The sequence below is a fragment of the Pseudomonas sp. SIMBA_068 genome, assembly GCF_046534705.1.
In the GTDB taxonomy this organism is placed as follows: Bacteria; Pseudomonadota; Gammaproteobacteria; order Pseudomonadales; family Pseudomonadaceae; genus Aquipseudomonas; species Aquipseudomonas putida.
The window spans coordinates 14140-28557 of the sequence record NZ_JAWRYI010000010.1 but is presented as its reverse complement, the minus strand read 5'-3'; the positions used below and the strand labels follow the sequence as shown (position 1 = coordinate 28557).

The window sequence follows — 14418 nt, the reverse complement described above, 5'->3', positions numbered from 1 at the left end:
CCCCATCACCGATGTAGGAGATGCACAAATGGTTGCTGGATTGCTCGAGCGCCTTGGCGTTGCCGCCGAGGCTTACACCCAGGGCGACTACCCTGTTCACACGCCGATCGACGGCAGCCAGATCGCCTCGGTGAAACTGCTCGGCAAGGCCGAGACCATCGCCCGCATCGATCAGGCCCAGAGCGCATTCGACGCCTGGCGCACTGTGCCGGCCCCGCGCCGTGGCGAACTGGTGCGCCTGTTCGGCGAAGTGTTGCGTGAGCACAAGGCCGACCTGGGCGAGCTGGTCTCGATCGAAGCCGGCAAGATCACCCAGGAAGGCCTGGGCGAAGTGCAGGAAATGATCGACATCTGCGACTTCGCCGTTGGCCTGTCGCGCCAGCTGTACGGCCTGACCATCGCTTCCGAGCGCCCGGGCCACCACATGCGTGAAACCTGGCACCCGCTGGGTGTGGTCGGCGTGATCAGCGCCTTCAACTTCCCGGTTGCCGTGTGGGCCTGGAACACCGCCCTGGCCCTGGTGGCCGGCAACTCGGTGGTATGGAAACCGTCCGAGAAGACTCCGCTGACCGCCCTGGCCTGCCAGGCGTTGTTCGAAAAAGCCCTGAAAGCCTTCGGCGATGCTCCGGCTGGCTTGGCACAACTGGTGATCGGCGGCCGTGAAGCTGGCGAAGCCATGGTCGACGACCCGCGCGTACCGCTGGTCAGCGCCACCGGCAGCACCCGCATGGGTCGCGAAGTCGGCCCACGCGTTGCTGCCCGCTTCGGCCGCAGCATCCTGGAACTGGGCGGCAACAACGCCATGATCCTGGCGCCGAGCGCCGACCTGGACCTGGCCGTGCGCGGCATCCTGTTCTCGGCTGTCGGCACCGCCGGCCAGCGTTGCACCACCCTGCGCCGCCTGATCGTGCACCGCTCGATCAAGGACGAAGTGGTTGCCCGCGTCAAAGCCGCCTACGGCAAAGTGCGTATCGGCGACCCGCGCAAGGACAACCTGGTGGGCCCGCTGATCGACAAGCTGTCGTTCGACGCCATGCAGGGCGCGCTGGCCAAGGCCCGCGACGAAGGTGGCCAGGTGTTTGGTGGCGAGCGTCAGCTGGCCGACCAGTACCCGAACGCCTACTACGTGTCGCCTGCCATTGCCGAAATGCCGGCGCAGAGCGACGTGGTGCGCCACGAAACCTTCGCCCCGATCCTGTATGTGCTGGCCTACGACGACTTCGAAGAGGCCCTGCGCCTGAACAACGAAGTGCCACAAGGCCTGTCGTCGTGCATCTTCACCACCGACATCCGTGAAGCCGAGCGCTTCCAGAGTGCTTCGGGCAGCGACTGCGGTATCGCCAACGTCAACATCGGTACCAGCGGCGCCGAGATCGGCGGTGCGTTTGGCGGCGAGAAGGAAACCGGCGGTGGTCGTGAGTCGGGTTCGGATGCCTGGAAAGGCTACATGCGTCGCCAGACCAACACCGTGAACTACTCGCGTGAGCTGCCGCTGGCGCAGGGTATCGTGTTCGACTGATGTATTGATGCTGCATGGCCGGGGGCATAGCCCCCGGTTCGCGGCACAAGGCCGCTCCTACACAGGCATCGCGATCTCCTGTAGGAGCGGCCTTGTGCCGCGAATGGGCTGCGAAGCAGCCCCAACAAGAACAAATTGCTGGAGCCGGCCATGTCCGAACTGCGTCAAGAATGCTTGTGGGAATTCGTCAGCAAACCGACCGTTGCCGCCCAGGCCCTGGCCGGTGAGCACAAGGCTGATGTCTGCGTGATCGGCGGTGGCATCACTGGCCTGTCGGCGGCCATCCACCTGCTCGAACAGGGCAAGTCGGTGATCCTGCTTGAGGCCTGGAAGATCGGCCACGGTGGCTCCGGGCGCAACGTCGGCCTGGTCAACGCCGGCACCTGGATCCGCCCCGACGACGTCGAGGCCACCCTCGGCCAGAAGCAGGGCAGCCGCCTGAACAAGGTGCTCGGCGAAGCCCCGGGTGAAGTGTTCGCCATGATCGAGCGCCTGGGCATCGACTGCCAGGCCCAGCACAAAGGCACGCTGCACATGGCGCACAACGCCACCGGCATCGCTGACCTCGAGGCCCGCCACGAACAATGGCGACGCCGTGGTGCCGACGTGGAGCTGCTGACCGGCGCCCAGTGCCAGGAATATTGCGGTACCAACAAGATTTCCGCCGCGTTGCTCGACCGCCGCGCTGGCACCATTAACCCCATGGGCTACACCCAGGGCCTGGCGGCTGCCGTGGCGCGCCTGGGCGGCAAGCTGTTCCAGCAGTCTTCGGTCGAAGGCCTGGAACGTGATGGCGATGGCTGGCGGGTGAAGACTGCGCGTGGCTCGGTGCGCGCCGACAAGGTGGTTGTTTCCACTGGCGCGTACACCGAAGGCGACTGGAGCAACCTGCAGAAGCAGTTCTTCCGTGGCTACTACTACCAGGTGGCGTCCAAGCCGCTGCAGGGTGCCGCGGCCGACAAGGTACTGCCACATGGCCAAGGCTCGTGGGACACCCGCACCGTGCTTAGCAGCATCCGCCGCGACGATCAGGGCCGCCTGCTGCTCGGCAGCCTGGGCCGGGTCGACAACAAGCCGGCGTGGTTTGTGCGCAGCTGGGCGGACCGCATCCAGAGCCACTATTACCCGGAACTGGGCAAGGTCGAGTGGGAAATGCACTGGACCGGCTGTATCGACTTTACCCCTGACCACCTGATGCGCCTGTTCGAGCCGGCGCCAGGGTTGGTCGCGGTTACGGGTTACAACGGGCGTGGCAACACCACAGGTACCGTGATCGGCCGTGCCTTTGCCGAGTTTCTGCTCAAGGGTGACGCGGACAGCCTGCCGATTCCGTTCTCGCCGATGAGCGGCGTGAGTGCGCCTTCGCTGCGGACCGCGTTCTACGAATCTGGCTTCTCGCTTTACCACGCGGGGCAGTGCCTGAGGGTTGTGTTGTAAGTACTGGCCTCTTCGTGGGCACGCCCGCTCCCACAGGAATCGCGCAGATGCTGAAACCTGTGGGGTTGTTGTGGGAGCGGGCGTGCCCGCGAAGAGACCGGCCAGGTTTACTTGTGCAACCAGCTGAGGAAGCCGCCTTTCTTGATCAGGGCCGGCTTTTGCAGCAACAACGACTCCCGGCTTTGCCTGCGGAACCGCTGCAATTTGCTCAACGCCGTCTGCACTTCGCCACGCTGCTGCAAACAGCTCTTCACCTGTTCCTTTTCGATGCGGTACAGCACGCAACCGGTCAGTGTGCGAAACTCGGCAAACGAGTCGTCCTCATCGATGATCCCCTCGATCCCCAGCACCTCACCCGGCCCCATGCGCCCAGCCTCGATCCGCTTGTCGCCATCACGCACCGACGCAGACACCACCCCGCTGCCAATCACCAGCAGGTGCTCGGAATGCTCACCCACGCCCAGGATCACCTGGTCCGCCAGGTACTCCACCGCCGTCATGCGCTGGCTCAGCGCGTCACGCTCCTCATCGCTTAGCGAGCGGAACACCCGCACTTCGTCCAGCACCTCGCGCTGTCGGCTGCGCGGCGGCATGGCCAGGTCCACGTTCCACATCACCCCGCTGGCCTCCAGGTGCCGGTGGGCAAGGTCGAACAGCTGATTGCGTGCGTCGCCCTTGGTGCCCGCGTCGGCCACGAAGCCGCTGGCCTCGTACTCCACGGACTCCAGCGTCGAGGCCTTCACCGTCACCTTCGGCTTTGGGGTCGCAAGAATGGCACTGACGCCCTGCAAGGCCTTTTCCAGCGCATCGAACACCCGCTTGGGCCGCACTTTGGCCGGCACCACCACGCTGATCGACACCCCATGCACATCGGCCGGGCGGCTGTGGTTGAGCAGCCGCGCCTTGGCCGCGACCGAGTTGGGGATCACCGCCAGGCTGCCGGTGCCGGTCAGCAGCCGCGTGGCGCGCCAGTCGATGTCCAGCACCTTGCCTTCGGTGCCGTCGATGGAGATTGAATCGCCAATCTGATAGGGCCGCGTGGTGTTCAGCACGATGCCGCTGAACACGTCCGCCAAGGTGCTCTGCAACGCCAAGCCGATGACGATGGCCATCACCCCGGACGTAGCCAGCAAGCCCTTCACCGGCAGTTGCATCACATAGCCCGCGGCAGCCACTACAGCGACCAAAAAGATCAACGCCCCCAGCACATCCTGCAGCAGCCGCCCGCCATGGCTGCCCCGGGCCACCAGCAGCAGGCCGAACACCACCGTGACCGTGCGCGCGCCAAACAGCCACCAGCCGATGGCCAGTACCGTGGCTATGAGGTTGCGCGAGACATCGTCGGGCCAGGGTGGCGGTTGCAGCGGGCTCATGCCGGCGGCCACCAGCACCGAGCTGAACAGCAGGAATATCACCAGCCGCGTGCCGATGCGCCAGGCACGGCGCTGCGTGGGGATGACTTGCCAGAGCACGAGGTCGAGCAGGATGAGGGTAGTGCCGAGCAACAACGGGGACGACTGGATGAACGCCAGCATGGTGGTCTCGGGGGTGAGGGGAGGGCTGTGGGTAGTAATAGAGCAGGTTTGCCGGGCAGGCAATGCAAGCCTGTGCTGGCTCCTTCGCGGGCTTGCCCGCTCGCACAGGTAAAGCGCTGCTTTTGAATCTTGTGCGATCCCTGTGGGAGCGGGCGAGCCCGCGAAGAGACCAGCAAAACCAACGCCAATCTATCGTTCCTAAAACAGAACGTTAAAGCCAAAAAACGCTATCTACCGCTGCAAAGGTGATGGTTTTAATCTTCTCCCATCAGCGCGAAACACCCAACTTACTGAAGACAGAAACCCTTAGGAGCAACGACCATGACCAACTTCAAATACAACCGCCTGAACAAAGACGACGCCGCCGTACTGCTGGTCGACCACCAGGCTGGCCTGCTGTCCCTGGTCCGCGACATCGAACCAGACGCTTTCAAGAACAACGTGCTGGCCCTGGCTGACCTGGCCAAGTTCTTCAACCTGCCGACCATCCTCACCACCAGTTTCGAGCAAGGCCCCAACGGCCCGCTGGTCCCCGAGCTGAAAGCCCTGTTCCCGGATGCCCCGTACATCGCTCGCCCCGGCCAGATCAACGCCTGGGACAACGAAGACTTCGTCAAGGCAGTAAAGGCCACCGGCAAGAAGCAGCTGATCATCGCCGGCGTCGTGACTGAGGTGTGTGTTGCGTTCCCGGCCCTGGCGGCTCTGGAAGAAGAGTTTGATGTGTTCGTGGTGACTGATGCCTCCGGCACCTTCAACGCCATGACCCGCGACGCCGCCCATGACCGCATGAGCCAGGCCGGTGCGCAACTGATGACCTGGTTCGGCGTGGCGTGCGAGCTGCACCGCGACTGGCGCAACGACGTTGAAGGCCTGGCCGCGCTGTGCTCCAACCACATCCCGGACTACCGCAACCTGATGACCAGCTACAACGCCTTCAACGCCGGCAAGTAAGCCGACCGCCCCGGGCACCGCCAGTCGGTGCCCGCCAAAGGGCAGCACACCCATCCAATCCTCCGCCCGTTCACCGTTGCACAGTGGATGCGGGCAAGCTCATCCCAAGGAACGCCGATGAACACCGCACTCCAAGACAACCGTGAAGTGGTGACCGTATGCCTGCAACACCACGTTCTCGCTAGCCCGACGGGCGCGACGCCGGCCCAGCCACCGCGCTGGAAACAGGCGCTGCTGACCTACCTGGTGATCTGCCCGATGACCATGGTCATTCCGCAACTGCTGGCGCCGTTGTTTGCACGCTTCCCGCAGCTGGGCGGCCCGATTACCGGCAACCTGATCGTCAACCTGTTCGTCATCCTGCCGGTGGTGTTCTACATCATGCCTTGGGTAACCCGCCGCTGTGCCAACTGGCTGCGCGGTTGAGTCGCGCCCTTACTTCGATACTTTCAAGGAGATACCGACATGAGCACGTTCGTTACCCGCGATGGCACTTCGATCTATTTCAAGGACTGGGGCAGCGGCAAGCCCGTGCTGTTCAGCCACGGCTGGCCACTGGATGCCGACATGTGGGATTCGCAGATGGAGTTCCTGGCCAGCCGCGGCTACCGCGCCATCGCCTTCGACCGCCGTGGGTTCGGCCGTTCGAGCCAGCCGTGGAGCGGTTACGACTACGACACCTTCGCCGATGACATCGCCCAGCTTATCGAACACCTCGACCTGCGCGACGTGACCCTGGTGGGCTTCTCGATGGGTGGCGGGGATGTCAGCCGCTACATCGCCCGCCACGGCAGCGAGCGGGTGGCCGGGTTGGTGCTGCTGGGTGCGGTGACGCCGGTGTTCGGCAAGCGTGAAGACAACCCTGAAGGGGTCGACCTGTCGGTTTTCGAGGGTATTCGTGCCGGCCTGCGGGCCGACCGTGCGCAGTTCATTGCCGATTTTGCGACGCCGTTCTATGGCCTGAACCATGGGCAGCAGGTGTCCCAGGGCGTTCAGACGCAGACCCTGAACATCGCGCTGATGGCATCGATCAAAGGCACGCTGGAGTGCGTGACGGCGTTCTCCGAGACCGATTTCCGGCCGGACATGGGCAAGGTCGATGTACCGACGTTGGTGATCCATGGTGACGCCGACCAGATCGTGCCGTTCGAGGCCACCGGCAAGCAGGCGGCGGAGCTGATTCGTGGGGCTGAGCTGAAAGTGTATGCCGGGGCGCCGCACGGGTTTGCGGTGACCCATGCGCAGCAGTTGAACGAGGACTTGCTGGCGTTTCTCCAGCGGTAATTGTGGGAGGCATTCGCGGGCTCGCCCGCGAATAGGCCGGCCCTGGCAGCACTAATGTTGATCAGGGCTAACCTTCTACAGCCTACCGCACATCCATCCAAGCCCTGACCCAGCATTAACCGGCATGCTCCGCAGTTGCGCCTGCCGCCGCCGCACCCAGACGGAGAACACCATGGCCCAAGACCGCAACGACAAGACCCGTCGCCAGTTCCTCGCCACCAGCACCGTGCTCGGTGCCGCGGGCGCGCTCTGGTCCGCATTGCCCTTCACCGGCCAAGCCGGTTCCGCTCACGCATCCACCCAAGGAGGTTCCATGACCGCCGACCTGATTCTGTTCAACGGCAAGCTGCACACCGTTGACCGCGAAAAGCCCACCGCGACCGCCGTCGCCATCAAGGACGGCCGCTTCGTCGCCGTGGGCAACGACGCCGAGGCCATGGCCCACAAGGGCGCCGCGACGCAAATCATCGACCTCAAGCAGCGCACGGTGATACCGGGCCTGAATGACTCGCACCTGCACCTGATCCGCGGTGGCCTGAACTACAACCTCGAACTGCGCTGGGAAGGCGTGCCGTCGGTGGCTGATGCCCTGCGCATGCTCAAGGACCAGGCCGCGCGCACGCCAACCCCGCAGTGGGTGCGGGTAGTCGGTGGCTGGAACGAATTCCAGTTCGCCGAGAAACGCATGCCCACCCTGGAAGAAATCAACCAGGCTGCGCCCGACACCCCGGTATTCCTGCTGCACCTATACGACCGCGCGCTACTCAACCGCGCTGCGCTCAAGGCCGTCGGCTACGACAAGAGCACCCCGAACCCGCCGGGAGGCGAGATCCAGCGCGACAAGTTTGGCAACCCGACCGGCATGCTGATCGCCCGCCCGAACGCGATGATCCTCTACGCCACCCTGGCCAAAGGGCCGAAGCTGCCGCTGGAGTACCAGGTCAACTCCACCCGCCAGTTCATGCGCGAACTCAACCGCCTGGGCCTCACCAGTGCCATCGACGCCGGCGGCGGCTACCAGAACTTCCCCGACGACTATTCGGTGATCCAGGAGCTGGCCGACAACAACCAGCTGACCGTGCGCATCGCCTACAACCTGTTCACCCAGAAGCCCAAGGAAGAGCTGGACGACTTCAAGAAGTGGACCTCCAGCGTCAAGCTGCACAGCGGCACCGACTTCCTGCGCCACAACGGCGCCGGCGAAATGCTGGTGTTCTCCGCCGCCGACTTCGAGGACTTCCTCGAGCCGCGCCCGGACCTGCCACAGACCATGGAAGAAGAGCTGGAACCGGTGGTGCGCCACCTGGTCGAGCAACGCTGGCCGTTCCGCCTGCACGCCACCTACAACGAATCGATCACGCGCATGCTCGACGTGTTCGAGAAGGTCAACCGCGACATCCCGTTCAACGGCCTGCCGTGGTTCTTCGACCACGCCGAAACCATCACCCCCCAGAACATCGAGCGCGTGCGCGCCTTGGGCGGTGGCATCGCCGTCCAGGACCGCATGGCCTTCCAGGGTGAGTACTTTGTCGACCGCTACGGCGCCAAGGCTGCCGAGCAGACCCCGCCCATCAAGCGCATGCTGGACATGGGCGTGCCAGTGGGTGCCGGTACCGACGCTACCCGTGTGTCCAGCTACAACCCGTGGACCTCGCTGTACTGGCTGGTCAGCGGCAAGACCGTCGGCGGCATGGAGCTGTACCCGGAAGGCCTGGATCGCGACACCGCACTGCAACTGTTCACCCAGGGCAGTGCCTGGTTCTCCAGCGAGCAGGGCAAGAAAGGCCAGATCAAGGTGGGCCAGCTGGCCGACCTGGCGGCGCTGTCGCTGGACTTCTTCAGTGTCGATGAAGAGGCGATCAAGGGCATCGAGTCGGTGCTGACCATCGTCGATGGCAAGGTGGTGTACGCGGCGGGAGAATTCGATCGCCTTGGCCCACCGCAGGTGCCAGTGCTGCCAGAGTGGTCGCCAGTAGCCAAGGTGCCAGGGCACTGGCGCGTGGGTACGCCATCGTTGGCGGCAGCCGTGCATCAGTGCTCGGGGCCGTGCGGGGTACATGCGCACAGTCATGACAAAGCGCGCAAATCGAGTGTGCCGGTGAATGACTTCCAAGGCTTCTGGGGGGCGCTGGGTTGTTCTTGCTTTGCTTTCTAAGCTGAGCTGACATGAAGGAAGGGGACCAGTGTCTGGCCCCTTTCTTGTGTTTTCAGTGCCGGCCTCTTCGCGGGTAAACCCGCTCCCACAGGGATCGCGCGGGTGCCGAGTGCTGTACAGCACCTGTTCGAAGAGGCAGTGTTCATGTCAGAAGCTGCCTTTGAGTGGGTATTCGATGATCAGGTAGATGCGGTCGATGTCATCGCCGGCCTGGGCCTGGTTGGCGCGGTGGCTCACGTGGGAGAACGACAGGCTCAGGTCTTTGGCCGCACCTGACTGCACCACGTATTTCAGGTCGATGTCGCGTTCCCAGTGCTTGCCGCCCGGTCCGTACTGGCCGGTGTAGGCGCCACCCGCTGGTGCATGGCTGCCATCGATACCACGGCCGCTGACGTAGCGGCCCATCAGGCTCAGGCCGGGCACGCCGAGGGTGGCAAAGTTGAGGTCGTAGCGCAGTTGCCACGAGCGCTCGCCGGGGCCGTTGAAGTCGGCGTACTTGATCGAGTTGGCCAAGTAGATGGAATCGCCACCGACGAAGTCGAACGGGGTGTCGCCCTCGACCTTCTGGTAGGCCAGGCTCAGCGCCTGGGCGCCGAAACTGTATTTGGCCAGAAGGCTGTAGGCGAGGGTGTCGATTGCGCCCGCGCTGGCGTTGCCGGTATCGCGGGTTTTGTACAGGTTCCCGTCCAGGCGCCAGTTGCGCTCAGCCATGTTCAGGTTCAGGTAGGCCTGGCGCCAGGTGTCCTGCAACTGCCCGGCATACAGCGCGCCGCCGAACGGGCCTGCGGGCGCGAAGGTGGCGCCGGCCAGGCTGATTGCGCGGTTGTGAGTACTGGCGCCGTAGCCGCTGAAGTCGTCATGGGTAGAGCTGTTGTCCTGGTTGCTGAAGGCGGTGAAACGCCCGGCCTGCAGGCGCCAGTCGGGCAGGTCGGCGTTTTCCACGAACCAGCCGGTGGCGTATTCCGGGTGCAGGCGTTTGTCGCCGGTATCGAATACCGGTGTTTCCACCATCATCTCGCCATAGCGCAGCCGGGTATTGCCCAGGCGAAATTTGAGTGCGGCACCAGCGCTGGAATAGTCGGACTCGGCGCGGCCATCGCTGTCGCGTGGCAGCAGGCCAGTGCCGGCATGGCCGCGGCCGCCGTCGAGCTTGAGGCCGATAAAACCGTGGGCATCGAGGCCCACCCCGACAGCGCCCTGGGTGAACCCGGAGCGTACCTCGCCGATGAAACCCTGGGCCCATTCCTGGCGGTAGTTCTGGCCGCTGGCGGAAGGTGAGCGGAAGTCGCTGTGCAGCAAGTAGTTGCGGCTGAGCAGCGACCAGCCGGGTTCGTCGGCTTGGCTGAATGTGGGGCACAAGGCGAGCGTGGCGAGCAGGGCGCGGCCCGGTCCGTGAGTGGCGCGGATCATGAGGGCTCCGGGTGGGATGATCCGGGACTGTGGAGCAAGTGTAGGCCAGCGGTCTTGTAAGGGTGTGCTGGGGGAGGTGCCCGCACCATCATTGCAGGAGCGGCTATCACCGCGAAGAGGCCGGCACAGGCTGCCTAGACGCTGAACGCCTCGACAATAGCCTCTATCACCACCCGCACCCGCGCGGTGTGCCGCACATCCTGATGGGTCACCAGCCAGATGTCGTAAGGCTTGCCCGGCGGCCATACCTGCTGAAGGCCATCGCGCTCCCCCAGTGGCACCGGCAGCTCACCCAGGCCGATACCACTTGCCAGAGCCCGCCGCACCATAAGACCCGAGGTGCAGGTTATTGCAATCCGCCCTTGAGCTATCGACTCGCCCGCCAGGGTCACCTCCTTGCCGCTGTCCAGGTACGGTTGGTAGATCACCAGTTCGTGCCCGGCAAATGCGCTGCCCGGCGGGGGTTCACCGCGTCGCTGCAGGTATTCGCGAGAAGCGAAAAGCCCGCTGTGCCAGCGCGCCAGCCGGCGCACAACCAGCTCGGGGTTATCCGGCTTATGTGTACGCACAGCGATATCGGCCTCGCGCTGGCTGAGGTTGAGCATCTGCGTCGAAGCGTGCAGTTGCACTTCGATACCCGGGTGGTCGAGGCGCAGGCGGGCAATCGCCGGGATGATGAAGTCGAGGGCGAAGGAATCGGTGGTGGTGACCCGCACTGCGCCGCTCAGGCGCTCATCCATGCCGAGGATCTGCCGCTGCAGGCCGGCGGCGGCCGTCTCCATCTCGAGTGCCGCACGCATCGCCACTTCGCCGGCGCTGGTCAACGAATAGCCGCTGGAGGTGCGCAGGAATAGGGTCGCGTCCAGCGCACTTTCCAACGACGACAGCCGGCGGCCGACGGTTGCCTGGTCCACACCCAGGCGACGGGCTGCGCCTCGCAAGGTCTGCTCGCGGCACAGCGCGAGAAAGACGCGGGTATCGTCCCAGTTCATCAACGTGATCCTCGATGATGCAATGATGCAGTGCAGTAGTGAAAAATCGCTGCATTTTTTCTGCGATCGGCCACTTTATGCTGTTCCCATCGTTATCGACAAGCGCCGACGCTGGCGCAAGGGAATATCATGAGCGAATCAACATCACGTTCCCCCTGGCTGCCGATCTGGGCCGGGCTGTGTGCGAGCCTGGTAGGTATCGGCCTGGCGCGTTTTGCCTATACACCGCTGGTTCCGGCGCTGATCGACGCGCATTGGTTCGACAGTTCGGCGGTGGTCTACCTCGGTGCTGCCAACCTCGCCGGGTATCTGATCGGCGCCCTCGTCGGCAGGCCATTGGCTGCACGCTGGTCGAGTGCATCAGTGCTGCGCTGCATGATGCTCTGTGTCAGCCTGGCGTTCCTGGCGTGTGCCTGGCCGCTGTCGGTGAGCTGGTACTTCGGCTGGCGGTTACTGTCCGGGGTGGCTGGCGGGGTGATCATGGTACTGGCGGCCAGCGCAATCCTGCCCCATGTCGCGGCCTCGCGGCGTGGGCTGGCCAGTGGTGCGATCTTTCTCGGCATCGGCCTGGGTATCGCCGGTGCCGCGAGCCTGGTGCCTTGGCTGCTGGGCAAAGGCTTGCAGCAGACCTGGCTTGGGCTGGCCCTGCTGTCGCTGCTGCTGACCCTCACCAGCTGGGCTGGTTGGCCGGCCGAGCACGAGTATGCGCAGGTTACGCAGACGAAGCAGCAAGGGGTTGCCTCGCCCGCCATCCTTGTTCTCTTCAGTCAGTACGCGCTGATGGCAACAGCACTGGTGGCACCGATGATGTTCCTGGTGGACTACATCAGCCGGGGTCTTGGCGCTGGTACACATGCCGGGGCCGTGATCTGGGGGCTGTATGGCCTGGGGGCAATTGCCGGGCCGGTGGCTTACGGGCTAATGGCCGACCACCTGGGGGCACGTGCCGGCATTCGCCTGGTGTTGCTGGCGCAACTGGCAGCCTTGGCGGTGCTGCTGGTTAGCCATGACCTGCGCTTGCTCGGCGCCGCCGCACTGTTGATTGGTTCGTTCCCGCCGGGCATCGTGCCGCTGGCGCTGGCCAGGGTGCACCAACTGGTCGATGGCCATGCCCGGCAGAATGCGACGTGGAGCAGGGCGACGGTATCGTTCGCCAGTTTTCAGGCCATTGCAGGTTACGCTTATTCAGCACTGTTTGCTGCCAATGGCGGCCATTACACCGTGCTGTTCGCCGTAGCCGCTGGCGCGGTGCTGCTGGCGCTGCTGATTGATCTGCTGCCCAAAGAGCATCAGGCCATGTCGCTGATTGCGAACTCTTCTGCCAAGTGATCGATCAACGCCCGCACCGAGGGCAGCAGCCCGCGGCGCGACGGGAAGATCGCATGCACGATGCCACACCGCGGGTGCCAGTCCGGAATCAGCTCAACCAGCCGCCCTGCCGCCAGGTCCTCGCGCACCGCCACCCGCGGCAAGTGCGCAATCCCCACCCCGGCCACTACGAAGTGGCGCAGGGCAAACAAGTCGTCAGTCACCATGCGCGGTGTATGCGGGATGACGATGCTGCGGCTGTTGTCCTCACCCTGGAACAGTTCCCACTGGTACTCGCGCTGGGCACTGCCCCAATGCACGCTGGGTAGCGTGCCCAGCAGCTGTGGGTCAAACCCTTTGGGCAGTTGCGCCAGGTAGTGCGGCTGGCCGACCAGGCACTGGGTGCTGTTGCTCAGCACCTTCATCACCATGTCGGTGTTCTCCAGCGGCGGAAAGCGCACGCGCAGGGCGATGTCGAAGCCCTCATGCAGCAGGTCGACACGGCGGTTGGTGCTCTCGATGAACAGTTCCACCTGGGGGTACTTGAGCATGTAGCGGGTCAGCATCGGCCCGACCCAGGAGTTGAGCAGGGTGGTGGGGCAACTGATGCGCACCAGCCCGCGTGGCTCGCTGCGGTTGCGCTCGATGATTTCCGCCGCGCCCTCGGCCTCCACGCGCATGGCCAGGCAACGGTTGTAGTAGGCCTGGCCGATTTCGGTCAGCGAGCAGTGGCGGCTGGTGCGGTGCAGCAGGCGCACGCCCAGGCGGTCTTCAAGGTCGGCGATGCGCCGGCTGAGTTTCGACTTGGGCATGTCCAGCGCCCGCCCGGCCGGGGCGAAGCCGCCGTGCTCCACGACTTGGGTGAAGTAGTAGAGGGAGTTGAGGTCTTCCAATGATCGTTCTCCAAACGGAACGCTAAGGACGGTTTTCGCAGTCTGGTGCAGCAAAGGTGATGATTTTAATCTGTGCCCATCAACGCGAAACACCCCGGATTGCTGAAAAATTCATAACCCTTAGGAGCACAGACCATGAGCAAATTCACCTACAACCGCCTGAACAAAGACGATGCTGCCGTACTGCTGGTCGACCACCAGGCTGGCCTGTTGTCCCTGGTGCGTGACATCGAGCCGGACAAGTTCAAGAACAACGTACTGGCCCTGGCTGACCTGGCCAAGTTCTTCAACCTGCCAACCATCCTCACCACCAGCTTCGAGCAAGGCCCTAACGGCCCGCTGGTGCCAGAGCTGAAAGCGCTGTTCCCGGATGCGCCGTATATCGCCCGCCCAGGCCAGATTAACGCCTGGGACAACGAAGACTTCGTCAAGGCGGTGAAGGCCACTGGCAAGAAGCAGCTGATCATTGCCGGTGTGGTGACTGAGGTTTGCGTAGCCTTCCCGGCGCTGTCGGCGCTGGAAGAAGAATTCGATGTGTTCGTCGTGACCGATGCCTCCGGCACTTTCAACGAAATGACCCGCGATGCCGCCCATGACCGCATGAGCCAGGCGGGTGCGCAGCTTATGACCTGGTTCGGCGTGGCCTGCGAGCTGCACCGCGACTGGCGCAACGATGTCGAAGGGCTGGCTGCGCTGTGCTCCAACCACATTCCGGATTATCGCAACCTGATGACCAGCTATAACGCGGTGACTGCGGGTAAGTAACACTAAGTAACCTGATGATTGGCCTCCCCTGGGGCGCTATCGTTGACTTGATCGTAGAGTGTTGTTAGCGTTTGACTTGAGCGCGAAACCAGCTGCCATTCAGCGGCACTAGCTGGCGTAGGAACCCCGTCGATGGCTGAATCATCAGCGTCGGGTGAGACCTCCACAC

12 protein-coding genes are annotated in these 14418 nt (G+C 64.0%); 8 read left to right on the top strand and 4 right to left on the bottom strand.

Annotated elements, in window-relative coordinates; genetic code table 11:
- The first annotated feature begins 28 nt into the window (after positions 1-28).
- Entirely contained in the window at positions 29-1519 is a 1491-nt protein-coding gene (locus SB756_RS21390; RefSeq protein WP_012274799.1) for an aldehyde dehydrogenase family protein, read from the top strand.
- 150 nt (positions 1520-1669) lie between these two features.
- Entirely contained in the window at positions 1670-2956 is a 1287-nt protein-coding gene (locus tag SB756_RS21385; protein ID WP_341797110.1) for an NAD(P)/FAD-dependent oxidoreductase, read from the top strand.
- Between the two features lie 107 nt (positions 2957-3063).
- On the opposite strand, the gene SB756_RS21380 is transcribed toward SB756_RS21385, so the two are convergent.
- Positions 3064-4491 carry a mechanosensitive ion channel domain-containing protein gene (locus SB756_RS21380; RefSeq protein ID WP_410911793.1) on the bottom strand — a complete coding sequence of 476 codons (1428 nt, stop codon included), beginning with the start codon at positions 4489-4491 and terminating at the stop codon, positions 3064-3066.
- Positions 4492-4812: 321 nt separating this feature from the next.
- Here SB756_RS21380 and ycaC (SB756_RS21375) point away from each other — a divergent pair, with 321 nt between their 5' ends.
- The 4 genes from ycaC (SB756_RS21375) (at position 4813) to SB756_RS21360 (ending at position 8881) form a co-directional block, all read left to right on the top strand.
- Positions 4813-5442 carry an isochorismate family cysteine hydrolase YcaC gene (ycaC, locus tag SB756_RS21375; RefSeq protein WP_019472736.1) on the top strand — a complete coding sequence of 210 codons (630 nt, stop codon included), beginning with the start codon at positions 4813-4815 and terminating at the stop codon, positions 5440-5442.
- A 117-nt stretch (positions 5443-5559) separates the two neighbouring features.
- The gene (locus SB756_RS21370) at positions 5560-5868 is read left to right on the top strand and encodes a hypothetical protein (protein ID WP_341797108.1); all 309 of its coding nucleotides are present in this window, start codon (positions 5560-5562) and stop codon (positions 5866-5868) included.
- Between the two features lie 39 nt (positions 5869-5907).
- Positions 5908-6726, top strand: coding sequence for an alpha/beta fold hydrolase (locus SB756_RS21365; RefSeq protein ID WP_410911791.1), 819 nt, complete (start codon positions 5908-5910; stop codon positions 6724-6726).
- Between the two features lie 313 nt (positions 6727-7039).
- Positions 7040-8881 carry an amidohydrolase gene (locus SB756_RS21360; RefSeq protein WP_410911924.1) on the top strand — a complete coding sequence of 614 codons (1842 nt, stop codon included), beginning with the start codon at positions 7040-7042 and terminating at the stop codon, positions 8879-8881.
- 147 nt (positions 8882-9028) lie between these two features.
- Here SB756_RS21360 and SB756_RS21355 read toward each other — a convergent pair whose 3' ends face one another.
- Both SB756_RS21355 and SB756_RS21350 read right to left on the bottom strand, forming a co-directional pair.
- Entirely contained in the window at positions 9029-10291 is a 1263-nt protein-coding gene (locus SB756_RS21355; protein ID WP_410911790.1) for an OprD family porin, read from the bottom strand.
- Between the two features lie 134 nt (positions 10292-10425).
- A complete protein-coding gene (locus tag SB756_RS21350; protein WP_410911788.1) occupies positions 10426-11283 on the bottom strand; it encodes a LysR family transcriptional regulator in 858 nt (285 codons plus the stop codon).
- A gap of 129 nt (positions 11284-11412) precedes the next feature.
- Here SB756_RS21350 and SB756_RS21345 point away from each other — a divergent pair, with 129 nt between their 5' ends.
- Positions 11413-12612 carry a YbfB/YjiJ family MFS transporter gene (locus SB756_RS21345; protein WP_410911786.1) on the top strand — a complete coding sequence of 400 codons (1200 nt, stop codon included), beginning with the start codon at positions 11413-11415 and terminating at the stop codon, positions 12610-12612.
- On the opposite strand, the gene SB756_RS21340 is transcribed toward SB756_RS21345, so the two are convergent.
- On the bottom strand, positions 12573-13484 hold the full coding sequence (locus tag SB756_RS21340) for a LysR substrate-binding domain-containing protein (protein WP_019473573.1): 912 nt from the start codon (positions 13482-13484) through the stop codon (positions 12573-12575). The genes SB756_RS21345 and SB756_RS21340 overlap by 40 nt on opposite strands.
- A gap of 135 nt (positions 13485-13619) precedes the next feature.
- On the opposite strand from SB756_RS21340, the gene ycaC (SB756_RS21335) reads away from it, so the two are divergent.
- Positions 13620-14249, top strand: coding sequence for an isochorismate family cysteine hydrolase YcaC (gene ycaC, locus SB756_RS21335; protein ID WP_284359198.1), 630 nt, complete (start codon positions 13620-13622; stop codon positions 14247-14249).
- Positions 14250-14418 lie beyond the last annotated feature (169 nt).

Coding starts and splice junctions, on each gene's coding strand:
- SB756_RS21345 (WP_410911786.1), top strand. CDS start 11,413: ATGAGCGAATCAACATCACGTTCCCCCTGGCTGCCGATCTGGGCCGGG.
- SB756_RS21365 (WP_410911791.1), top strand. CDS start 5,908: ATGAGCACGTTCGTTACCCGCGATGGCACTTCGATCTATTTCAAGGAC.
- SB756_RS21355 (WP_410911790.1), bottom strand. CDS start 10,291: ATGATCCGCGCCACTCACGGACCGGGCCGCGCCCTGCTCGCCACGCTC.
- ycaC (WP_284359198.1), top strand. CDS start 13,620: ATGAGCAAATTCACCTACAACCGCCTGAACAAAGACGATGCTGCCGTA.
- SB756_RS21385 (WP_341797110.1), top strand. CDS start 1,670: ATGTCCGAACTGCGTCAAGAATGCTTGTGGGAATTCGTCAGCAAACCG.
- SB756_RS21350 (WP_410911788.1), bottom strand. CDS start 11,283: ATGAACTGGGACGATACCCGCGTCTTTCTCGCGCTGTGCCGCGAGCAG.
- SB756_RS21390 (WP_012274799.1), top strand. CDS start 29: ATGGTTGCTGGATTGCTCGAGCGCCTTGGCGTTGCCGCCGAGGCTTAC.
- SB756_RS21370 (WP_341797108.1), top strand. CDS start 5,560: ATGAACACCGCACTCCAAGACAACCGTGAAGTGGTGACCGTATGCCTG.
- SB756_RS21380 (WP_410911793.1), bottom strand. CDS start 4,491: ATGCTGGCGTTCATCCAGTCGTCCCCGTTGTTGCTCGGCACTACCCTC.
- ycaC (WP_019472736.1), top strand. CDS start 4,813: ATGACCAACTTCAAATACAACCGCCTGAACAAAGACGACGCCGCCGTA.
- SB756_RS21360 (WP_410911924.1), top strand. CDS start 7,040: ATGACCGCCGACCTGATTCTGTTCAACGGCAAGCTGCACACCGTTGAC.